18 protein-coding genes are annotated in these 21048 nt (G+C 61.1%); 11 read left to right on the top strand and 7 right to left on the bottom strand.

The genetic code is table 11. The features are described from left to right. Positions 1 to 63: 63 nt before the first annotated feature. The 3 genes from PseAD21_RS09725 to betC all read right to left on the bottom strand — a co-directional run bounded on the left by PseAD21_RS09725 (position 64) and on the right by betC (position 4339). Positions 64 to 1632, bottom strand: a complete 1569-nt coding sequence (locus PseAD21_RS09725; RefSeq protein WP_102355492.1) for a SulP family inorganic anion transporter — start codon at positions 1630 to 1632, stop codon at positions 64 to 66. A gap of 255 nt (positions 1633 to 1887) precedes the next feature. Further along, complete coding sequence (gene choX, locus PseAD21_RS09720) at positions 1888 to 2808, bottom strand: choline ABC transporter substrate-binding protein (RefSeq protein WP_102355491.1); 921 nt, start codon at positions 2806 to 2808, stop codon at positions 1888 to 1890. Positions 2809 to 2824: 16 nt separating this feature from the next. Then, positions 2825 to 4339 carry a choline-sulfatase gene (gene betC, locus PseAD21_RS09715; protein ID WP_102355490.1) on the bottom strand — a complete coding sequence of 505 codons (1515 nt, stop codon included), beginning with the start codon at positions 4337 to 4339 and terminating at the stop codon, positions 2825 to 2827. A gap of 114 nt (positions 4340 to 4453) precedes the next feature. Between betC and PseAD21_RS09710 the strand changes: the two genes are divergently transcribed. Next, the gene (locus PseAD21_RS09710) at positions 4454 to 5404 is read left to right on the top strand and encodes a LysR family transcriptional regulator (protein WP_102355489.1); all 951 of its coding nucleotides are present in this window, start codon (positions 4454 to 4456) and stop codon (positions 5402 to 5404) included. A gap of 4 nt (positions 5405 to 5408) precedes the next feature. Here the strand turns inward: PseAD21_RS09710 and PseAD21_RS09705 are convergent, their stop codons facing one another. Beyond that, positions 5409 to 6071, bottom strand: a complete 663-nt coding sequence (locus tag PseAD21_RS09705; RefSeq protein WP_102355488.1) for an NAD(P)-dependent oxidoreductase — start codon at positions 6069 to 6071, stop codon at positions 5409 to 5411. 79 nt (positions 6072 to 6150) lie between these two features. Between PseAD21_RS09705 and PseAD21_RS09700 the strand changes: the two genes are divergently transcribed. After that, a complete protein-coding gene (locus tag PseAD21_RS09700; RefSeq protein WP_102355531.1) occupies positions 6151 to 6477 on the top strand; it encodes a DOPA 4,5-dioxygenase family protein in 327 nt (108 codons plus the stop codon). Here the strand turns inward: PseAD21_RS09700 and PseAD21_RS09695 are convergent, their stop codons facing one another. Next, complete coding sequence (locus PseAD21_RS09695; RefSeq protein WP_102355487.1) at positions 6478 to 6879, bottom strand: GFA family protein; 402 nt, start codon at positions 6877 to 6879, stop codon at positions 6478 to 6480. Positions 6880 to 7202: 323 nt separating this feature from the next. On the opposite strand from PseAD21_RS09695, the gene PseAD21_RS09690 reads away from it, so the two are divergent. The 9 genes from PseAD21_RS09690 to PseAD21_RS09640 all read left to right on the top strand — a co-directional run bounded on the left by PseAD21_RS09690 (position 7203) and on the right by PseAD21_RS09640 (position 17652). After that, positions 7203 to 8510 (top strand): CitMHS family transporter, encoded by a 1308-nt coding sequence (locus PseAD21_RS09690; RefSeq protein WP_102355486.1) that lies wholly within the window; start codon positions 7203 to 7205, stop codon positions 8508 to 8510. Between the two features lie 70 nt (positions 8511 to 8580). After that, on the top strand, positions 8581 to 9348 hold the full coding sequence (locus PseAD21_RS09685) for a TerC family protein (protein ID WP_102355485.1): 768 nt from the start codon (positions 8581 to 8583) through the stop codon (positions 9346 to 9348). A 304-nt stretch (positions 9349 to 9652) separates the two neighbouring features. After that, the gene (locus tag PseAD21_RS09675) at positions 9653 to 11311 is read left to right on the top strand and encodes a Na/Pi cotransporter family protein (protein ID WP_102355484.1); all 1659 of its coding nucleotides are present in this window, start codon (positions 9653 to 9655) and stop codon (positions 11309 to 11311) included. 168 nt (positions 11312 to 11479) lie between these two features. Next, on the top strand, positions 11480 to 12868 hold the full coding sequence (locus PseAD21_RS09670; RefSeq protein WP_102355483.1) for a pitrilysin family protein: 1389 nt from the start codon (positions 11480 to 11482) through the stop codon (positions 12866 to 12868). 191 nt (positions 12869 to 13059) lie between these two features. After that, on the top strand, positions 13060 to 14088 hold the full coding sequence (locus tag PseAD21_RS09660; RefSeq protein ID WP_102355481.1) for a DUF5924 family protein: 1029 nt from the start codon (positions 13060 to 13062) through the stop codon (positions 14086 to 14088). A gap of 55 nt (positions 14089 to 14143) precedes the next feature. Next, positions 14144 to 15292, top strand: coding sequence for an ABC transporter permease (locus PseAD21_RS09655; protein ID WP_102355480.1), 1149 nt, complete (start codon positions 14144 to 14146; stop codon positions 15290 to 15292). Next, a complete protein-coding gene (locus PseAD21_RS09650; RefSeq protein ID WP_007962720.1) occupies positions 15289 to 16092 on the top strand; it encodes an ABC transporter ATP-binding protein in 804 nt (267 codons plus the stop codon). The genes PseAD21_RS09655 and PseAD21_RS09650 overlap by 4 nt, the downstream gene beginning before the upstream one ends. Before the next feature lies 1 nt (position 16093). Further along, positions 16094 to 17032, top strand: coding sequence for an MlaD family protein (locus PseAD21_RS09645; RefSeq protein ID WP_102355479.1), 939 nt, complete (start codon positions 16094 to 16096; stop codon positions 17030 to 17032). After that, the gene (locus PseAD21_RS09640; RefSeq protein ID WP_102355478.1) at positions 17029 to 17652 is read left to right on the top strand and encodes an ABC-type transport auxiliary lipoprotein family protein; all 624 of its coding nucleotides are present in this window, start codon (positions 17029 to 17031) and stop codon (positions 17650 to 17652) included. Before PseAD21_RS09645 ends, PseAD21_RS09640 begins: the two co-directional genes overlap by 4 nt. Before the next feature lie 119 nt (positions 17653 to 17771). Here the strand turns inward: PseAD21_RS09640 and PseAD21_RS09630 are convergent, their stop codons facing one another. Further along, positions 17772 to 19001: a nucleoside recognition domain-containing protein gene (locus PseAD21_RS09630; protein ID WP_102355476.1), complete on the bottom strand. Its 1230-nt coding sequence runs from the start codon at positions 18999 to 19001 to the stop codon at positions 17772 to 17774. 197 nt (positions 19002 to 19198) lie between these two features. After that, the gene (gene gltP / locus PseAD21_RS09625; RefSeq protein WP_102355475.1) at positions 19199 to 20530 is read right to left on the bottom strand and encodes a glutamate/aspartate:proton symporter GltP; all 1332 of its coding nucleotides are present in this window, start codon (positions 20528 to 20530) and stop codon (positions 19199 to 19201) included. Positions 20531 to 21048 lie beyond the last annotated feature (518 nt).

Genomic DNA, 21048 nt, shown 5'->3' with positions numbered 1-21048 from the left:
CATTGGAATGCGATCAATGTGGGAGCGGGCTTGCTCGCGAATGGCCACACCGCCGATCCTGGATCAATCTTCAAACCGGATCGGGCATTTCTCCGGCCCTTCCAGCTTCCTCAACTCCTCCACCACCTGTGGCCGTGCGCGGCGCAAGGTCAGGCTGCGATCCTGGCGCAGCAGGCGCCGCGCTTCCTGGTGCAGCATCTCCACCCCCGAATAATCGATGAAGTTGATCTGCTGCGCCTCGATCACCACCCGCGTGCCGTGCAGCCGTTGCAGGCGTACTTGCAGATAATGGCTGGCACCGAAGAAGATTGAGCCACCGACCCGCAGCACATCGTCCTCGCCATCGCGCCAATGTTGTACGCGCGGTTGTGAGGTGCGCTTGAGGTAGAAGAACAGCGACGCCAGCACCCCGGCATAGATTGCCGTCTGCAATTCCAGCAGCAGGGTCGCGAGGCACGTCAGCGCCATGACCACGAACTCGGCGCGGCTGACCCGCAGCAACGAGCGGATGCCGCGATGATCCACCAGTCCCCAGGCGATCAGCAGAATGCTCCCGGCCATGGCCGGAATTGGAATGTGCGAGATCAGGCCCGTGCCGAAAATCGCGAACAACGCGACCCAGATCGCCGAAAACACCCCGGCCAGCGGCGAACAGGCGCCTGCCTCGTAACTCAGGCCTGAACGGGTGAACGAGCCGGCCGACAGCGACCCGGAGAAGAACGCACCGACGATATTCGATAAGCCCTGCGCGCGAACTTCCTGATTGGCATCGAGCAACTGCTGCGAGCGTGCAGCAATCGAGCGGGCAATCGACAGGCTGGTGACCAGCCCGAGCATGCCCACCGCCACCGCGCTCGGCAGCAATCGCAGAATCAGATCCAGATCCAGCGGCAAACCACTGAACGGTGGCAAACGCCCGACAAAGGCGCTGACCAGATGCACATGACCGAATATCGACGGCCATAGCCACACTACCGCACTGCCCAGCACCAGGGTTATCAACAGGGTTGGCCAGCGTGGTAGCAGTTGTTTGAGCACGAAACCGACCACTACCGTGGCCACGCCCAATACCAGTGAAGGTTTATCCACAGCCCGCAGGTGCTGCAGCAAGTCCATCAGGCTGGCCAGTGCTGTGGCTTTCGCCGGAAGGTCCAGCCCCAACAGGTTCGGCAGTTGCCCGATGGCAATCACCACCGCTGCGCCAAGGGTGAAACCCAGCACCACTGAATGCGAGACGAAATTCACCAAAGCGCCGAAGCGCAGCAGGCCGAGCAGCCACTGGAAAATCCCGGCGAGGAAGGTCAGCAGCAGGATCAGAGTGATGTAGTCCTGCGACGCCGGCACGGCCAGAGGACTGACGCTGGCGAACAGCACTATGGAGATGGCGGCTGTCGGGCCGCAGATCAGGTGCCAAGATGAACCCCACAAACAGGAGATCAACACTGGGATGATCGCAGCGTAGAGGCCATATTCGGGTGGGAGACCGGCTATCAGCGCGTAGGCAATCGACTGGGGTAACGCGAGAATTGCGCCGCTGAGGCCGATGATCAGATCCCGTCCTACGCTGGCGCGTGTTTGCCGCGGGAGCCAGGTGAGAAAAGGGAAGAGAGAGTGGCGGCTGGGGGAGGCCATGGATCCTCGCGGTTGGGGTTTTGTTCAAGGTTATCAGGGTGTCAGGGAAAGGGCCCTCACCCTAGCCCTCTCCCGGAGGGAGAGGGGACTGACCGAGGTGTTTGATGGAGATGCACCGACCTGCAATTTCGGAGTTGAGCGCAAGTTTAGAATCCAACAAATATCGGCTCCCTTCCCCCTCGCCCCCTTGGGGGAGAGGGCTGGGGTGAGGGGGCAAAAATCTCAAGCCAAGCCCAATTCCAACAAACCCATAAATCAAAGCTTCGCCTTAACCGCCGCCAACGCATCCTTCCCGTCAACCGTCTTCACCCCGTCCAGCCACTTGTCCAACACCGCCGGATTCGCCTTGATCCACGCCTTCGCCGCCGCGGCATTAGTGACCTTCTTGTTCACCACCTCAGCCATGATGCTGTTTTCCATCTCCTGCGTGAACGAAAGATTGGTCAGCAATTTACCCACATTCGGACAGGCCTCGGCGTAGCCTTTGCGCGTTAACGTGAACACGCTGCCGGTGTCGCCAAAGTATTTCTCGCCGCCCTTCAGGTAATGCATTTTCAACTGCACGTTCATCGGGTGCGGGGTCCAGCCGAGGAAGGTGACGAATTTCTGCTTCTTCACCGCCCGCGAGACTTCGGCGAGCATCGCCTGTTCGCTGGACTCGATCAGCTTCCACTGACCGAGGTCGAAGTCGTTCTTCTTGATGATTTCCTGCAACGAGATGTTCGCTGGCGCACCCGAGCCGATGCCGTAGATCTTCTTCTCGAATTTATCGGCGTATTTGTTCAGGTCGGCAAAATTGTGCACACCGGCGTCCCACACGTAGTCCGGCACGGCCAGGGTGAACTCGGTGCCGTCGAGGTTCTTCGCCAGTTGCGTCACGTCGCCAGTGGCGACGAATTTGTCGTAGAAGCCCTGCTGCGCCGGCATCCAGTTACCGAGGAACACGTCCACCTGGCCGTCCTTCAAACCACCAAAGGTGATCGGTACCGCGAGGGTGTCGACCTTGGCCTTGTAGCCCATGCCGTCCAGCAAAAAACCGGCGATGGCGTTGGTCGCGGCGATGTCGCTCCAGCCCGGATCGGCCATCTTCACTGTTTCGCAGCTTTGCTCGGCGAAGGCCGAGGCACTGCCCAGGGCCAACAGGCCAATCGTCAGTGCTGTGGATAACTTGCGCATGGACTTCCCCTTAACATTATTGGTTTTGGCAGGGTTGTGGATAACGGGCCTTGCGCTCCAGATCGTCGAGGTCGATGTGGTTGCGCATGTACTGCTGACTGGCGTCCACCAGCGGCTGGTGATCCCAGCTCTTCAGCTTGCCGAGGGTCAGCGCCTCGGCGACGAAACGGCGGCGGCGCTGGCTGGCGAGCACATCGCGGTGGATTGCCGGAATGTCCCACTTGGTCCGCGCTTCGGCGAGAAAATCGTCGAACAGCTGGCGATGTTGCGGCGACTGGCTGAGTTCTTCGCGTTCACGCGGGTCGTTGTGCACATCGAAGAGTAGGCAAGGGTCGCTTTCGCTGTAGATAAACTTGTACGCGCCGCGACGGATCATCATCAGCGGGCTGACCGTGCCTTCGGCCATGTACTCGCCGAACACTTCGTCGTGGCCACCCTGCCCTTGCAGGTGCGCCAACAGCGAGCGGCCGTCCAGTGGCAGGCCCGGTTCCAGCGTGCCGCCAGCCAGCTCGACGAAGGTCGGCAACAGGTCAGCGGTGGACACGGCAGCACTGATCCGCCCGGCAGCGAACTGACTTGGGGCACTTATCAACAGGGGCACGCGGGCCGCCATCTCGAACCAGTGCATTTTGTACCAGAGGCCTTTCTCGCCGAGCATGTCGCCGTGGTCGCCGGAGAAGACGATGATGGTGTCGTCGATCAGACCGGTATCCTCGAGGGTTTGCAGGAGTTTGCCGACGTTGGCGTCGATATAGCTGCAAGCCCCGAAGTACGCCCGGCGTGCGTCGCGGATTTTGGCCACCGGCAGCGGCTTGTCCCACAAGTCGTAGACCTTGAGCAGACGCTGCGAGTGTGGATCGAGGGAATGTTGATCCGGGGTGGTCGGCAACGGGATGTCGCCGTCGTCATACAAATCCCAGAACGCCTTGGGAATCGTGTACGGGTCGTGGGGGTGGGTCATCGACACGGTTAGGCAGAACGGCTGGTCGCCGTCCTCGCGAATATGGTCGAACAGGTACTGCTGGGCCTTGAACACCACCTCTTCATCGAAGTCGAGCTGGTTGGTGCGCACGCATGGCCCGGCCTGCAGCACCGAGGACATGTTGTGATACCAGCTCGGGCGCACGTCCGGTTCGTCCCAGTTCACTGCCCAGCCGTAGTCGGCCGGATAGATGTCGCTGGTCAGGCGTTCTTCATAACCATGCAGTTGATCCGGGCCGCAGAAATGCATCTTGCCCGACAGCGCCGTGCGATAGCCGAGGCGGCGCAGGTAGTGGGCGTAGGTCGGAATATCGGCGGGGAAATCGGCGGCGTTGTCGTAGGCGCCGATCTTGCTCGGCAACTGGCCGCTGACCAGGGTGAAACGCGACGGCGCGCACAATGGGCTGTTGCAGTAAGCGGCGTCGAACACCACGCCTTGGGCGGCGAGACGCGAAAGATTCGGCAGTTTGATTGGCGACGGGCCATAGATCGGCAACATTGGCGCGGCCATTTGATCGGCCATGATGAAAAGAATGTTCTTGCGCTTCATGTGATCGCGGCATTCCATAGTGAATATTTATGCGACATTGCTGCGATCGAGCATGGAGTCCATGCCCAGTCCGGTAAAGCCCGCGCCGGACAATGACTAGGATAAGCCCAGCTTATGTATGACGCCCTCGGAAACCTGTCGCTCGACCTGCTGCGCGCTTTTGAGGCAGCGGCGCGCCATCGCAGCTTTACCGCGGCGGCGGTGGAACTGGGCACCACGCAACCGGCGATCAGCCAGCAGATCAAGCGTTTGGAAGAACAGCTGGGTACGCGGCTGTTTGACCGGATCTACCGCGGTATCGAACTGACCGAGGGCGGGACGATCCTGTTCGAGCAGGTTAAGCTCGGTCTGCAGCATATCGATGCAGGGTTGAGCGCAATCAGTACACAGCAGCAACATGAGGTGTTGCAGGTCGCCACCGATTTCGCCTTTGCCGCGTATTGGCTGATGCCGCGCCTGCACCGCTTTCATGAAGCCAATCCGCAGGTCGACGTCAGCCTGGTGACCAGCGAGCGCAACCACAACATGCTGCGCACCGACATCGATGTCGCGGTGCTGTTTGGCGATGGGCGCTTCAAGCAGGGTGAAAGCCATTGGCTGTTCAGCGAAGAAGTGTTTCCGGTGTGCAGCCCGCAGTTGCTCAAGGACCGGCCCCTGCCCTTGCCCGCGCAGGCGTTGCTGGAGTTTCCGCTGCTGCACCTGCGCGGTGAAAACAGCAGCAACTGGTTCGACTGGAGCGGCCTGTTTCGCGAACTGGGCATCACGACCCCGCCGGCACCGGGGCAATTGCGTTTCGACAATTACACGCTGTTGATTCAAGCGGCCATTGGCGGTCAGGGCGTCGCTATCGGCTGGCGTCACCTTGTGGATAACTTGCTGACTCAGGGCTTGCTGTGCCGGCCCATTGCCGAGACCACACTGTCGCGTTTGGGTTATTACGTGGTGCTGCCACAACGTAAACGCCGTGGTGCGTTGATTCAACAGTTTGTCGACTGGTTGATGGCCGAGCAGGCGAGCAGCGCCGAATCCCTCAGCGGGCTGGCGCTGCCGTCGATTGCGGTTTGAGGATTCAGTCAGAGGCGGCCACGAAATTCACATGCTGATGCACATGCAGGTTCAGCCGCAGCTCATCGGCAATTCCCACCGCGACCCGGTTCAGGCGTTCCAGCGGCTCCGTCAGCCCCGGCTCGAGATTGCTGCCGACCTGGCTGAAATGCTCGATGGTCAGCCCCGCTACACCGTGGGGCGCGTTCACCAGCGTCCATTGCAACGGGCTGCTTTGCAGGGCTTCGCGGATTTCTTCGGCGGCGTGGCGTTGCAGCTCGTCGTCCAGATCCGGCTCGTCGAGCACGGCAAAATTCCCCACCAGAAACAGCCGTGACACGTTGGCCGCTTGCAGGCCGTCGACCAACGCATCGACCGCCAGCACCTGTTCCACCGGCCCCAGCACCACGGAGCGTTCCACATGGTCGCTGCTGAACGGCAGGCCTGGCGCGTCCAGCAAGCAGATCACCGCCGAGCTGCCCGCTACGCTTTGCTTGACCCGCTCGGCGTCGAACAGATCGCCACTCTTGGTGCGCAGGCCGGGACGTGGCGCGAGTACGTTCAAATCGTCGAGAATCGCGATGACTTCATGCTGCCTGCGCAGCATTTCAGCCATCAACGCGCCGCCGAGGCTGGCCATGGCACCATAGAGCACTACCTTCACCGCCGGGGTTTCGGCATTTTTCATGGCTGAGCTCCTGTTCCTGTCATATCGCGTGTGACCCACAGGAAACGGCGAGGGTTCGAATCGATTCAGAGGCTTGCAGATGCACACGATCAAGGGCTACCACGCCCATATCTATTACGACGCCAGCACGATCGCCCAGGCCCGGGCCTTGTGCGAACTGGCGGCGCAGACATTTACCTTGAAGATGGGCCGGATGCACGAGCGCCCGGTCGGCCCGCACCCGGACTGGAGCTGCCAACTGGCCTTTGGCCCGGAGCTGATTGGCGAGGTGCTGCCGTGGCTGGCGCTCAATCGCAAGGGACTGGTGGTGTTCCTGCACCCGGACACTGGCGATGATTTGCTCGACCACACCGAGCATGCGATCTGGATGGGCGCGATCCGCCCGCTGGACCTGTCTATTTTTTAATCAAAGAGTTTCTTCCGGTTCCCCCGGCAGATGCTCGTCAAGACGCAGCCAAGGCAACTGGCTGTCAGTCCAGATATGCCGCTCGGCTGCTGCGCGCTCCGGGTGATCCAGCGTGGCAATGGTCACATCGATGCTTTCGGGGCTGAGCAGGGTCACCAGCGCCAGCTGCGCCCCGCACTGCGCACAGAAGTAGCGCGCGCAACTGCTCGACGAGTCATAGCGCGAAGGCGTCCCGGTCAGCCACTGAAAGCTGGCCATCGGCACGGTGATCCACGTGGTGACGATGCCACCGCTGACCTTGCGGCAGATCGAACAATGGCAGTGGGCGATGTCACGTAAAGTCCCGCTGAACTGATAGCGAATGTGTCCGCAGTGGCAGCCACCGTTGTGCAATTCACCCATGTCCGCGCCCTCCCGTCCCCGAATTGATTGACTCTAGCTGCATCCGACGGCCGGTTGACCATTCGCCCCACGCTTTCTTCAGCGAAAGGTAGTTGAAAGGTTGCCCGATTAGGATCGCCGCCACTACCGGCAACAGACCGGTTGGCCAAGGCGTGTGATCGCTCGCACGTCAGGCCCAATTAACAACAACAATGGTGATTCTGATGTCCTCTGTAGCCCGCCTTCTCGCTGAAACTCCGCCCGTACGTCTCGTGCTTCCCGTTCTGCGCTGATCCCGTCCGATCCGCTCACTTCACTCGCCGCGCTACGCCTGGAGTATTCCCATGCTGACTTTCCTTGGCTTTGCCATGGTCATCACGTTCATGTTCCTGATCATGACCAAGCGCCTGTCTGCGCTGATCGCCCTGATCATCATCCCGATCCTGTTCGCCCTGTTCGGTGGCTTTGCGCCGAAGATCGGCCCGATGATGCTCGAAGGTATCACCAAGCTCGCGCCGACCGGCGTGATGCTGATGTTCGCCATTCTGTACTTCGCCCTGATGATCGACTCCGGCCTGTTTGACCCGGCCGTGCGCAAGATCCTCAAACTGGTCAAGGGCGACCCGTTGAAAGTTTCGGTCGGTACCGCCGTGCTGGCGCTCGTCGTCTCCCTCGATGGTGACGGCGCGACCACTTACATGATCTGCGTGGCCGCCATGCTGCCGCTGTACAGCCGCATCGGCATGAGCCCGCGAATCATGGCCGGTCTGATCATCCTCGCCGGTGGCGTGATGAACATGACCCCCTGGGGTGGCCCGACCGCCCGTGCCGCCAGTGCGCTGCATGTCGATCCGTCGGACATCTTCGTGCCGATGATCCCGGCGATGGCCGCCGGTGTGGTGGCGATCCTGATCATTGCCTACTTCTACGGCAAACGTGAACGTGCGCGTCTGGGTGAGCTGCACCTGATTGGCGACGAGATCGATCACAGCGAAATCAGCGTGTCACAATTCCCGGATGCCCGTCGTCCGAAGCTGATCTGGTTCAACGGCCTGCTGACCCTGGCGCTGATGTGCACCCTGATCGCCGGCCTGCTGCCGCTGCCGGTGCTGTTCATGGTGGCGTTCAGCATCGCGATGATCGTCAACTACCCTTGCCTGCAAATGCAGAAGGACCGTGTTTCGGCCCACGCCGGTAGCGTGCTGTCGGTGGTCAGTCTGATTTTCGCGGCGGGTATCTTCACCGGTATCCTGTCCGGAACCGGCATGGTCGACGCCATGTCGAAAAGCCTGCTGGCGGTGATTCCGGACTTCCTCGGCCCGTACCTGGCGGTCATCACGGCGCTGGTGAGCATGCCGTTCACGTTCTTCATGTCGAACGACGCGTTCTACTACGGCGTGTTGCCGGTGCTCTCCGAAGCGGCCAGCCATTACGGCATCACCGCGGTGGAAATGGCCCGTGCCTCGATCGTCGGTCAGCCCGTCCACCTGCTGAGTCCACTGGTTCCGTCGACTTACCTGCTGGTGGCGTTGGCCGGTATCGAATTCGGTGACCACCAGCGCTTCACCCTGAAGTGGGCAGTGCTGGTCTGCCTGTGCATACTGGTGGCCGCCTTGCTGCTGGGGACTTTCCCGCTGTTCAGCACGTTGTAACGGCATTCACTCACCATGACGCCAGCTGCTTGCTGGCGTCATGGTTTAACACTCGCTCAAAGGAATACACATGGATTGGCTGACCAACCCCGAAATCTGGGTTGCCTTCTTTACCCTGACCGCCCTGGAAATCGTTCTGGGCATCGATAACATCATCATGATTTCGATCCTGGTCAGCCGCATGCCCAAACACATGCAGCAGCGCACGCGGATCTTCGGGCTTGGCCTGGCGATGATCACGCGGATCCTGTTGCTGCTGTCGATCACCTGGGTCATGCGCCTGACGGCCGACCTGTTCGTGGTGTTCGGCCAGGGCATTTCCGGTCGCGACCTGATCCTGTTCTTCGGTGGTCTGTTCCTGCTGTGGAAGAGCTCGCAAGAGATGTACCACGCGCTTGAAGGCGAAGACGAAAGTGGCGACGAGCCTTCGGGCAAGGGCGGCAACTTCCTCTACACCATCATCCAGATCGCGATCATCGACATCGTGTTCTCGCTGGATTCGGTGATCACCGCTGTCGGCATGGTGTCCCACGTGCCGGTGATGGTCGCGGCGATTGTCGTGGCGGTGCTGGTGATGATGCTGGCCTCGGGCAAGATCAGCGAATTCATCGACGAGCACCCGTCGCTGAAGATGCTCGCGCTGTCGTTCCTGCTGGTGGTCGGTACTGTACTGATTGCCGAAGCGTTCGACGTGCACGTGCCGAAGGGCTACGTCTACTTCGCCATGGGCTTCTCGCTGGCGGTTGAAGCGATCAACATCAAACTGCGCACGGCGATGGCCAAGAAGAAAAAGCAGCAGGAACCAGTGAAACTGCGCAAGGACATCCCGGGGCAGTAATCCGGTAGCACATACGCAACACCCCTTGTAGGAGTGAGCCTGCTCGCGATAGCGGCCTGTCAGTCAACATCAATGTTGAAGCTGATGGCCCTATCGCGAGCAGGCTCACTCCTACATTTGTTTGTGCATCACAGGGGACGTGCATGAGCCCATTTTCATGACACTTTTGTTTCAATCCACTGTTTAGCTGTGCAATGCTGGCGCCCAGTCCGTTAGCCAACTACAGCTTAAGTATCAAAAACGTAGAAACCGCGCGGTACCGTCAACTTGCTCCTCTGGGGCGCTGCTACTACAGGGGGTCTGCATGCTCACCCTGCTCAATCTGCTTTCTGCCGTGGCCCTGCTGATCTGGGGCACGCACATCGTCCGAACCGGCATCCTGCGGGTGTACGGCACCAACCTGCGCCATGTGATTGGCCAGAACATGTCCAAACGCTGGCTCGCCTTTGTGGCCGGCATCGTCGTGACCGCGATGGTACAGAGCAGCAACGCCACCGCCATGCTCGTCACTTCTTTCGTCGGCCAGGGCCTGATGGCGCTGACCCCGGCGCTGGCGACCATGCTCGGCGCCGACGTCGGTACTGCGCTGATGGCGCGGGTGCTGACGTTCGACCTGTCGTGGCTGTCGCCGCTGCTGATTTTTCTCGGGGTGATCTTCTTCCTGTCGCGCAAACAGACGCGGCTCGGCCAGATGGGCCGGGTGGCGATTGGCCTGGGGCTGATCATTCTCGCGCTGCAACTGATCGTCGAAGCCGCCGCACCGATCACCCACGCCCAAGGGGTGAAGGTGATCTTCGCCTCGCTGACCGGCGACATCCTGCTCGACGCCCTGGTCGGCGCGCTGTTCGCAATGATTTCCTACTCCAGCCTCGCCGCCGTGCTGCTGACCGCCACGCTGGCCGGCGCCAGCGTGATCAGCCTGCCGGTGGCGATCGGTCTGGTGATTGGCGCCAACATCGGCAGCGGTGTGCTGGCGTTCATGAGCACCAGCATGCAGAACGCGGCCGGGCGGCAAGTGGCCTTGGGCAGCCTGCTGTACAAACTGATCGGACTGCTGCTGATCATTCCGGTGCTCGATCCGCTGGTGCACTGGATCGACAGCCTCGATTTCAGCTCGCAGGAAATGGTCATCGGCTTCCACCTGCTCTACAACACCGCGCGCTGCCTGATCCTGCTGCCGAGTGTCGGGCCGATGGCGCGGCTGTGTGCCTGGCTACTGCCGGAGCGTCCGGAGGTCAACGGCACCGCCAAACCCCGGCATCTGGACCCGACAGCGCTGGTCACGCCGAGTCTGGCGCTGGCCAATGCCGCTCGCGAGACCCTGCGCATGGGCGACCTGATCGACAACATGCTCGATGCCACGCTCGATGTGCTGCGTGGCAAGCAGACATCGGTCACCCTCGAAATGCGCCGCATGACCGATGATGTCGAAGCACTGTACAGCGCGATCAAGCTTTATCTGGCGCAAATGCCGCGCGAGGATCTCGGCGAGCAGGACAGTCGGCGTTGGGCGGAGACCATCGAGCTGGCGATCAACCTGAAACTGGCGAGCGACCTGATCGAACGCATGCTGCGCAAGGTGCAGCAGCAGAAAACTTCGCAACGTCGCTCGTTTTCCGAGGAAGGCCTGGAAGATCTGGCCGGACTGCATCAGCAACTGATAGCCAATCTACGGCTGGGGCTGTCGGTGTTTCTCAGTGGGGACAAGGAAAGCGCGCGTCAGTTGCTGCGCGAAAAACGTCGCTTCCGCGCGCAGGAACGGCGTCTGGCCCATGCCCATGTCAGCCGTTTGCAACGTAAGATCGTGCAGAGTCTGGAAACCAGTTCGCTGCACCTTGAGCTGATTGCGGACATGAAGCGCTTGAATTCGCTGTTTTGCAGCAGTGCTTATGTGGTGCTGGAAACGGCGGATACCGGGGCCCTGGAAGCGGATGATATTGCCGACATTACGCATTCGCCTTGAACGTCTGGGGCTGGTGTCAGTCAGTAACATTGATTCAGCTTTCAGGAAGCTATCGCGTGCAGGCTCACTCCTACAGGGGGACGCATTCCAAATGTAGGAGTGAGCCTGCTCGCGATGAGGGCCTGACTGACGACACGGATCTCCAAATCAGCCGTACGGAAGCCTGTTATGCGTTGCCTGTTGTTCGCCTGTCTGTTGCTCGGTTCCCTGCCCGCCTTCGCCGTTGATCGATTTCAAGTCGAGGGCTATGCGCTGCCCAACGGTTTGCAGCTGTTGCTCAAGCCCGGTACCGAGCGCGGGCATGTGGCGATCCGCCTGGTGGTGGGGGTCGGCCTTGACGATTTCGACTGCGATGAAAAAGAGCTGCCGCACCTGCTCGAGCATCTGCTGTTCAGCGGCGTCGATGCCACGGGTGAAGGCGGTCTCGAGGAGCGCATGCAGGCGCTGGGCGGCGAGTGGAACGCGTTCACCAGCAACGCTGACACCACGTTCGTCATCGAAGCCCCGGCGAAGAACCAGCGCAAGGTCCTCGACCTGCTGCTCGGCCTGCTGACCCAGACCCGCATCGACGACAACGCGATCAACGCCGCCAAACGCGTGGTCGAGCGCGAGGACGGTGGCCATTACACGCGCCTGCAACGCTTTCTCGACCGTCAGGATCTGGGCCACACCGCGAGCAATCAACTGGCGGTGGAACTGGGCCTGAAATGCCCGCAACGGGCCGAGGTCGGTCACCTTACCCAGCAGCAACTGGAGAGGGTGCGCAAGACCTGGTACGCGCCGAACAACATGACCCTGATCGTCGTCGGCGAGCTCGACAAGTTGCTGCCGGCTTATCTGGAGCGAACCTGGGGCACACTCCAAGCAGTGGACCCGGCGGAGCACCGTGAGCTGCCGGACATCCGTACCAGCGCGGCCCATGAACGCACCCTCACCCGCGGCTTCATTGGCGACAGCGCCAAGCTGCACTGGCTGGTGCCGGAGCCGATGCTGGACGATCAGTACGACGAGACTTTCGACATCCTCAAGGACTACCTCGACTGGGCACTGTACCGGCAGATCCGCCTGAACCATGGCTTGTCCTACGGGCCATGGGCCGAGCGAGAAGTGTTTGGCGGGGTCGGCTTCATGAGCCTCAACGCCGATGTCGATCGCGATGACCTTGCCGAAGCCCAGCAGGTGCTGAAAGACCTCAAGGCCGACCTGCTGAAAAACGGCCTCGACCCCGACACCTTCGCCCGGATCAAGCAGGTGGCCATCGCCCATCAGGCCTGGGCGGTGCAAGGCAACAGCGCGATGGCCGACTACTACTGGAGCGCGCTGGGCGACTACGAGGACGGGCGCTTTGCCAACCCGGCCCGGGAGCTGCAAGGCGTGACGCTGGAAACCGCGAACAAGGCCATGCGCGAGTTGCTGTTGCAGCCGGGGTATTTGCGGATCGAGAAGCCGTTGCTCAGTGATGATCAGGTGTTGTGGTTGATTGCCGGTGGTCTCGGCGTGGTGTTGCTGGTGCTGATTGGCTGGCGCCTGCACCGCCGCCAACCAGCCGAACACTAACCCTGTGGGAGCGAGCCTGCTCGCGAATGCGGTAGATCATGCAACAAATGCAGTGACTGATACGACGCCTTCGCGAGCAAGCTCGCTCCCACAGGGATCTGTGGTGATTTTACTGACCGGGAGCCTCGCCACGTCGCCTGGCGGACGGTACTCTGTCGGGGTTTTTTCCTACCCAGTCGTGAACCGTCCACATGTCGAAAATAACCCTCCTGATCCAGCGCATTCTCGAACTGATGAAGCGCTACCCCGGGGTCATTGCGCTTGGCGGTTTCATCTCCGGGGTCGGCAGTTTCATTCTGGTCGATCGCCAGCAAGGCCTGGCGAGCTGGATCACCATCATCATGCTGCTCAGCTGGATCTGGCTGATGCTGGAAAACACCCTGACCGGGTTGTTCACCCGCATCTTCAAACGGGAAATCCCCCAGCCGCTGCTACGTTACGCAACGCAGATGATCCACCAGGAAAGCCTGTTTTTCGTCCTGCCGTTTTTCTTCATCACTACCACCTGGAACAGCGGCCAGCTGATCTTCACCGGTCTGCTGTGCATCGCCGCGCTGATCTCGATTGTCGACCCGCTCTACTACAAATGGCTGGCGCCACGGCGCTGGGCGTTTCTCGCGCTGCACACCCTGACCCTGTTCGCCGCCCTGCTTACCGCGCTGCCAGTGATCATGCACCTGACCACCGCACAGAGTTTCAAGTGGGCGCTAGGCACGGCGGTGGTGCTGTCGTTCCCGAGTCTGGCGTCGATCTTCCCGATCCGCACTGTGCGCAACGCGCTGGCGATCCTGTGCATCACCGTCGGGATCGGCGCCGTCGGCTGGATGCTGCGCTCCTGGGTGCCGCCGGCCACGCTGTGGATGACCGATGTGGCGATCAGCACCCAGTTGCAGGACCGCACCCCCGGCGCCAGCCTCGACGAGGTCAGCGCCGAACAGATCCGCAACGGCGGGCTCTATGCCTACACCGCAATCAACGCGCCGCGCGGGCTGGATGAGCGCATTTATCACGTGTGGCAATTCAACGGTCAGGAAGTCGACCGCATCGCCCTCGATATCCACGGCGGGCGCAAGGAAGGCTACCGCGCCTGGACGCACAAGCAGAACTTCCCTGGCAACCCGGCGGGCAAGTGGCAGGGGCGGGGGCTGACCGAAGACGGCCAGGTGATCGGTGTGCTGCGTTTCGAAGTGACGGACAGCACAGCGATCAAAGAAAAGTAATCCGGTTCGTGCTATTACGTATGCCTGCGTATTTAGCCGAACAAGCACGGAGCTTATGACCAGCAGCTCGATGACCGGTAATGCCCGACTGGACACGTCGCTCAGCCCTGCCCGCCTGCGGGTGTCCGGGGACTGGACGCTTGCCCATTACGCCGACCTCAAGCACCTGACCGAAAAGCTCCACGGCCAGTACGACGCCAATACCGTGGTTGATCTCAACAGCCTCGGCGCCCTCGACACCGCTGGCGCGTCCCTGCTGGTTGAGCTGCTTGGTTCCGAACGCCTGGGCAAATCCGCCGAACACCCCGATTGCACGATTTCCCCGGCTGACCGCGCGCTGCTGCAAACCGTGTATCGCTCTCTGACCGACTTCTGCGTGCCGATCAAGGAGCCGGAAGTCAGCGTCAGCGTGCAACTGCTGACCCGCATCGGGCGCGCGGTGGAAACGGTCTGGCAGGACACTCTGCAAGTGTTGGGTTTTATCGGCCTGATCCTCGAAACCATCGCCCGCAACCTGTTCCGGCCCAAGCGCTGGCGGGTCACGCCCGTCGTTGCGCACATCGAACAGACCGGCCTCGACGCCGCGCCGATCGTGGCGCTGCTGACCTTTCTGGTTGGCGCGGTGGTGGCGTTTCTCGGCGCGACGGTGCTGGCCAGTTTTGGCGCGACGATCTTTACCGTGGACCTGGTGGGATTCTCGTTTTTGCGCGAGTTCGGCGTGTTGCTCACGGCGATCCTGATGGCCGGTCGTACTGCCAGTGCGTTCACCGCGCAGATCGGCTCGATGAAGGCCAATGAAGAGATCGACGCGATCCGCACCCTCGGCCTCGACCCGATGGAGCTGCTGGTGGTGCCCCGCGTGTTGGCGATGCTGGTGGCGTTGCCGATGCTGACGTTCCTGGCGATGCTCTGCGGCATCATCGGCGGTGGTGTGGTGTGTGCGGTATCGTTGGGGATCTCGCCGGCGATGTTTCTCTCGCTGCTGCAAAGCGACATTGGCATCCAGCATTTTCTGGTCGGTCTGGTGAAAGCGCCGATCTTTGCCTTCCTGATCGCGACGATCGGTTGCCTGGAAGGCTTCAAGGTCAGCGGCAGCGCCGAATCGGTCGGCGCGCACACCACCTCCGCCGTGGTGCAGTCGATTTTCGTGGTGATCGTGCTCGATGCGGTGGCTGCGCTGTTCTTCATGGAGATGGGCTGGTGAGTCGTCTACCCCGCGCGCCCTCGGAGGCGGTGATTGAAGTCCGTGGCCTGTGCAATCGCTTTGGCAGCCAGAGCGTGCACGAGAACCTCGATCTGGATCTGTACAAAGGCGAAATCCTTGCCGTGGTTGGCGGCTCCGGCAGCGGCAAATCGGTGCTGCTGCGCAGCATCGTCGGGCTGCGTCGGCCCAGCGAAGGCAACGTGAAGGTGTTCGGCCAGAACCTGCCGAGCCTGTCCGAGCATGAGCGTTCGCTGGTCGAACGGCGTTTCGGCGTGCTGTTCCAGAAAGGCGCGCTGTTCTCCTCGCTGACGGTGACCGAGAACGTCGCCCTGCCGCTGATCGAACACGCCGGCCTGAGTCGCAACGACGCCGAGCATCTGGCGGCGGTGAAACTGGCGCTGGCCGGGCTACCGCTGTCGGCGGCGGACAAATACCCGGCCTCGCTGTCCGGCGGCATGATCAAGCGCGCCGCGCTGGCCCGGGCACTGGCGCTGGACCCCGACATCCTGTTCCTCGACGAACCCACCGCCGGCCTCGATCCGATTGGCGCGGCGGCGTTCGATCAACTGATCCTGACCCTGCGCGATGCGCTGGGCCTGAGCGTGTTTCTGGTGACCCACGACCTCGACACGCTCTACACCATTACCGACCGTGTGGCGGTGCTGGCGCAGAAGAAGGTGCTGGTCGCCGGCCCTATCGACGTGGTCTCGGAAACCGATGACGCGTGGATTCACGAATACTTTCACGGCCCGCGCGGCCGCTCGGCGCTGGACGCCGCCAAATTGCTCAACGAGGTCTGACATGGAAACCCGAGCCCATCATGTGTTGATCGGCCTGTTCTCAGTGATTGTCGTGGCGGGCGCCCTGCTCTTCGGCCTGTGGCTGGCCAAGTCCAGCGTCGACACCGAGTTCAAGGATTACGAAGTGGTCTTCAACGAGGCGGTCAGCGGCCTGTCCAAGGGCAGCCCGGTGCAGTACAGCGGGATCAAGGTCGGCGACGTGGTCAGCCTGCGTCTCGACCCGAAAGACCCACGGCGGGTATTGGCGCGGATTCGCCTCGGCGGCGACACGCCGGTCAAGGAAGACACCCAGGCCAAACTGGCCTTGGCCGGGATCACCGGGACCTCGATCATCCAGCTCAGCGGCGGCACCCCGCAGAGCCCGAAACTGCGCGGGCATGACGGCGAGTTGCCGACCATCGTCGCGGCGCCCTCGCCTATCTCACGCCTGCTCAACGACAGCAACGACTTGATGAGCGGCATCACCGCGCTGCTGAGCAATGCCAACCAGATGTTCTCCCCGGAGAACGTCGAGCGTGTGAGCAACACCCTGGCGCATCTGGAGCAGACCACCGGCTCGATCAACGATCAGCGCGGCGACTTGCGTCAGGCCATGCAGCAACTGGCGAGTGTCGGCAAACAGGCCGGCAGCATGCTCGAACAGACATCGCTGCTGATGCGCAACGCCAACGGCCTGCTCAACGATCAAGGCAAACAGGCACTGGGCAGTGCCGAGCAGGCGATGAAGTCGCTGGAGCAGAGCAGCGCCACCATCAACGGCCTGCTGAGCAAGAATCAGAACTCCCTCGATAACGGCATGCAGGGCCTCAATGGCCTGGCCCCGGCCATCCGCGAACTGCGCGAGACCCTGACCTCGCTGCGCGCCATTTCTCAACGCCTGGAGGCCAACCCCAGCGGTTACCTGCTGGGCAGTGACAAGAACAAGGAGTTCACGCCATGAAGCTGACTCACCTCGCTTTTCTCGCCAGCTTCTCCTTGATCAGCGCGTGCTCGATCCTGCCCAAGGCCGAGCCGTCGGATGTCTACCGTTTGCCGTCGACTCAGGCGCCCGCTTCGGCCAGTTCGGCCGCGACTCAGCGCTGGTCGCTGCGCCTGAACAAATTGCAGGCCAGCGAAGCACTGAACCGGCCGAACATCGCGGTGATTCCACAGGGTGACGTGATCAGCAGCTACAAGGCGTCGCGCTGGAGCGATCCGGCGCCGGTGCTGGTGCGTAATCGCCTGCTCGACGGCTTTGCGCGTGATGGGCGGGTGACGTTGCTCAGCACCGATGACAGCAACTTTGCTGCGGATCTGGAGCTGGGCGGCAGCTTGCAGGCGTTTCAGACCGAGTATCAGGGCAATCAGGCCAGCGTTGTGGTGCGGGTCGATGCGTTGCTGGTGCGTGGTTATGACCAGCGGATCCTGGCCAGCCGGCGCTTTGAAGAGCGTCAGCTGTTGAGTGATGTGCAGGTGCCTGCGGTGGTCGCGGGGTTTGGCCAGGCCAGTGATCGCTTGACCGCTAAAGTCGTGGCCTGGGCCATCGACCAAGGCCAAAAATTGGCCCCCCAAAAACCTTAAGCCCAACACAATCCCTCTGTGGGAGCGGGCTTGCTCGCGAATGCGGTGTATCAGTCAACATTGTTGCTAGCTGACCCACCGCATTCGCGAGCAAGCCCGCTCCCACATTGGATTTTTGTTTAACCGAAGAACCAGTAGCAGACCGCGATCGCGCCAACCACACCAGCAAACTCCGCCAGCAGTGCACACCCCACCGCATGCCGTGCGCGCTGAATGCCCACCGCGCCGAAATACACCGCGAGCACATAGAACGTGGTCTCGGTACTGCCCTGTATCGTCGCCGCCACCAGCGACGGGAAGCTGTCGACGCCCGAGGTCTTCATGGTCTCGATCAGCATCGCCCGCGCGGCGCTGCCGGAAAACGGTTTGACCATCGCTGTCGGCAGCGCATCGACGAAGCGCGTGTCCCAACCGGCCCATTGCACCAGATGGCGGATGCCGTCCAGACCAAAGTCCAACGCCCCGGAGGCCCGCAGCACGCCAATCGCACAGAGCATCGCTACCAGATACGGCAGCAGGTTCTTGGCGACATCAAAGCCCTCTTTGGCACCCTCGACGAAGGCCTCGTAGACCTTGACCTTGCGTAATGCGCCAATCACCAGAAACAGCATGATCAGGCCGAACAGCGTGAGGTTGCCGAGGATCGACGACAGCCCGGCCAGCGCCGTGGCCGACATCGTCGCCAGCAGCGCCATGAAGCCGCCGAGGATCAGCGCCCCCGGGATCAGGTAGGCCAGCACCACCGGGTCCCAGATCCGCAGGCGTTGCATGAATGCCACCGAGAGGAAGCCGACAATTGTCGAGCAGCTGGTCGCCAGCAGAATCGGCAGAAATACCAGGGTCGGGTCCGGCGCACCTTGCTGCGCGCGGTACATGAAGATCGTCACCGGCAACAGGGTCAGGGATGAGGCGTTGAGCACCAGGAACAGGATCTGCGCGTTACTGGCGACGGTGGCACTGGGATTGAGCTCCTGCAGCGCCTTCATGGCTTTCAGGCCGATGGGCGTGGCCGCGTTGTCGAGGCCCAGACCGTTGGCAGCGAAGTTCAGGGTAATCAGACCAAGGGCAGGGTGGCCGGCCGGGACTTCCGGCATCAGCCGCAGGAACAGCGGCCCGAGGACCCTGGCCAGCCATTCGACGATCCCGGCCTTCTCGGCGATGCGCAGAAAGCCCAGCCACAGGGTCAGGGTGCCGAACAGCAGCACCATCACCTCGACCGACAGCTTGGCCATGGCGAAAATGCTTTCCACCATCGCTGCGAAAATCCCGGCGTTGCCGCCGACCAGCCACTGCACCAGCGCAGATATTGCTGCCACGACGAAGAAGCCAAGCCACAGGCCATTAAGCATCAGTCAAATCCCCCGGAAGATGCGGCGAATGATAGCGGGGTCGCCAGAAACGACAAACCCTGGATTTCTCCGGGGTTTGTATGGCTAACTCGGTCCACTGTAGGTGTGAGCCTGCTCGCGATGAGGGCGGCACATTCAACATCTCTGTTGTTTGATACACCGCCATCGCGAGCAGGCTCACTCCTACAGGGTTTGTGTCAGTTCTTGGAAATTTCGCCTGCAGGCAGTTTTTCCTTGCTGCGCCAGTGCGGCAGGGAGTTCCAGTAGCGCTGGCCCTTGGCGTCGTCGTACATGCCTTCCCAGCGCGCGATAACCAGTACCGCCAGGGCGTTGCCGATCACGTTCAGTGCGGTACGGGCCATGTCCATGACACGGTCGACACCGGCGATGAACGCCAGGCCTTCCAGCGGGATACCGACGCTGCCCAGGGTTGCCAGCAGCACCACGAAGGACACGCCCGGTACACCGGCGATGCCTTTGGAGGTCACCATCAGGGTCAGGACCAGCAGCAGTTGCTGGCTGATCGACAGGTCGATGCCGTACAGCTGGGCAATGAAGATCGCTGCGATGGACTGATACAGGGTCGAACCGTCGAGGTTGAACGAGTAACCGGTCGGCACCACGAAGCTGCAGATGGCTTTCGGTGCTCCGTAGGCTTCCATTTTCTCGATCACGCGTGGCAGCACGGTTTCCGAGGAGGCGGTGGAGTAGGCCAGGACCAGCTCATCCTTGAAGATGCGCATCAGCTTGATCACCGAGAAGCCGAACAGCTTGGCGATCAGGCCCAGTACCACGAAGGCGAAGAAGGCAATGGCGACGTAAACCAGGATCACCAGCTTGGCCAGCGGCACCAGCGAAGCGAAACCGAAGTTGGCGACGGTCACCGCGATCAGTGCGAATACGCCGATCGGGGCGTAGTTCATGATCATGTGGGTGACTTTGAACATGCTTTCCGAGACGCCCTGGAACATCTTCACCAGCGGCTCGCGCAGGTCCGACTGCAGGCTCGACAGACCGAGGCCGAACAGTACGGAGAAGAAGATGATCGGCAGCATCTCGCCGCGGGCCATGGCCGCGAAGATGTTCGACGGGATCAGGTTGAGGATGGTCTCGATGAACGCGTGTTCATGTTGTACTTCGGCGGCGGTCGCCTGGTACTTGGAGATATCCACCGTGCCCAGGGTGCTCATGTCGATGCCGGCGCCCGGGTGGAACAGGTTGGCCAGCAGCAGGCCGACGATGATCGCGATGGTGGTGACGACTTCGAAGTAGATGATCGTCTTCAGGCCGATACGCCCGAGTTTCTTGGCGTCGCCCACGCCGGCAATGCCGACGATCAGGGAGGAGATGACGATCGGGATCACGATCATCTTGATCAGACGGATAAAGATATCGCCTGCCGGTTGCAGGACGTTGCTGATCCACCAGGCTTTCTCGGCACTGAAATGGTTGAGCAACGCACCAATTGCAATCCCTAAAACCAGACCGATGAGGATCTGCCAGGCGAGGCTGAGTTTTGCCTTCTTCATTATCTTTACCCTTACTTGCGTTTGACTCAGGCACATGCAGGAACTGGAACGCTCATTAGCGGAAAAGTCTGTGCATCTGCCTCCGTATAAGGTGCCCCGAAGCGCGTGTTTACGGCTCTTCGGCAGGCGAAAAAAGGCGCAACTATTCCGATGCAAGGTTGCGCCGTCTAATGCCGTAAACGCCTACCCTATGCCGAATCGGCATGAGCTTTTTTAAATGAAACTGGCGTCCCAACCGGTTCGATTGCGACATTTCAGCCGCCATAAGTGCCGTGAACCGGCCATTACAGCCTAGGTTGGTTATTTTTTGAACGAGTGATTTCGACAGAAAATATAAGAAAAAGCCTACATTTGCAGACTAGAAGTCCTACTGTTTAAAAGGACTCTTTCTCGATATACGGTCGCCATGAAACACGGCGAAATGTTTTCGCGCGCAGTCTGAACCATAAAAAGATGAGCAGGACGCTCTAGATCAATGTTTTGTAGCGCACAAAGCTCAGCGCAAGTCCGTCGGACCG

Source organism: Pseudomonas sp. AD21 (assembly GCF_002878485.1).
Classification (GTDB): Bacteria; Pseudomonadota; Gammaproteobacteria; order Pseudomonadales; family Pseudomonadaceae; genus Aquipseudomonas.
This window is presented reverse-complemented; position numbering and strand designations above follow the sequence as displayed.

Excerpts from the sequence above, each read along its gene's own strand:
- PseAD21_RS09725 (WP_102355492.1), bottom strand. The coding sequence starts at position 1,632 with ATGGCCTCCCCCAGCCGCCACTCTCTCTTCCCTTTTCTCACCTGGCTC.
- choX (WP_102355491.1), bottom strand. The coding sequence starts at position 2,808 with ATGCGCAAGTTATCCACAGCACTGACGATTGGCCTGTTGGCCCTGGGC.
- betC (WP_102355490.1), bottom strand. The coding sequence starts at position 4,339 with ATGAAGCGCAAGAACATTCTTTTCATCATGGCCGATCAAATGGCCGCG.
- PseAD21_RS09710 (WP_102355489.1), top strand. The coding sequence starts at position 4,454 with ATGTATGACGCCCTCGGAAACCTGTCGCTCGACCTGCTGCGCGCTTTT.
- PseAD21_RS09705 (WP_102355488.1), bottom strand. The coding sequence starts at position 6,071 with ATGAAAAATGCCGAAACCCCGGCGGTGAAGGTAGTGCTCTATGGTGCC.
- PseAD21_RS09700 (WP_102355531.1), top strand. The coding sequence starts at position 6,151 with ATGCACACGATCAAGGGCTACCACGCCCATATCTATTACGACGCCAGC.
- PseAD21_RS09695 (WP_102355487.1), bottom strand. The coding sequence starts at position 6,879 with ATGGGTGAATTGCACAACGGTGGCTGCCACTGCGGACACATTCGCTAT.
- PseAD21_RS09690 (WP_102355486.1), top strand. The coding sequence starts at position 7,203 with ATGCTGACTTTCCTTGGCTTTGCCATGGTCATCACGTTCATGTTCCTG.
- PseAD21_RS09685 (WP_102355485.1), top strand. The coding sequence starts at position 8,581 with ATGGATTGGCTGACCAACCCCGAAATCTGGGTTGCCTTCTTTACCCTG.
- PseAD21_RS09675 (WP_102355484.1), top strand. The coding sequence starts at position 9,653 with ATGCTCACCCTGCTCAATCTGCTTTCTGCCGTGGCCCTGCTGATCTGG.
- PseAD21_RS09670 (WP_102355483.1), top strand. The coding sequence starts at position 11,480 with ATGCGTTGCCTGTTGTTCGCCTGTCTGTTGCTCGGTTCCCTGCCCGCC.
- PseAD21_RS09660 (WP_102355481.1), top strand. The coding sequence starts at position 13,060 with ATGTCGAAAATAACCCTCCTGATCCAGCGCATTCTCGAACTGATGAAG.
- PseAD21_RS09655 (WP_102355480.1), top strand. The coding sequence starts at position 14,144 with ATGACCAGCAGCTCGATGACCGGTAATGCCCGACTGGACACGTCGCTC.
- PseAD21_RS09645 (WP_102355479.1), top strand. The coding sequence starts at position 16,094 with ATGGAAACCCGAGCCCATCATGTGTTGATCGGCCTGTTCTCAGTGATT.
- PseAD21_RS09640 (WP_102355478.1), top strand. The coding sequence starts at position 17,029 with ATGAAGCTGACTCACCTCGCTTTTCTCGCCAGCTTCTCCTTGATCAGC.
- PseAD21_RS09630 (WP_102355476.1), bottom strand. The coding sequence starts at position 19,001 with ATGCTTAATGGCCTGTGGCTTGGCTTCTTCGTCGTGGCAGCAATATCT.
- gltP (WP_102355475.1), bottom strand. The coding sequence starts at position 20,530 with ATGAAGAAGGCAAAACTCAGCCTCGCCTGGCAGATCCTCATCGGTCTG.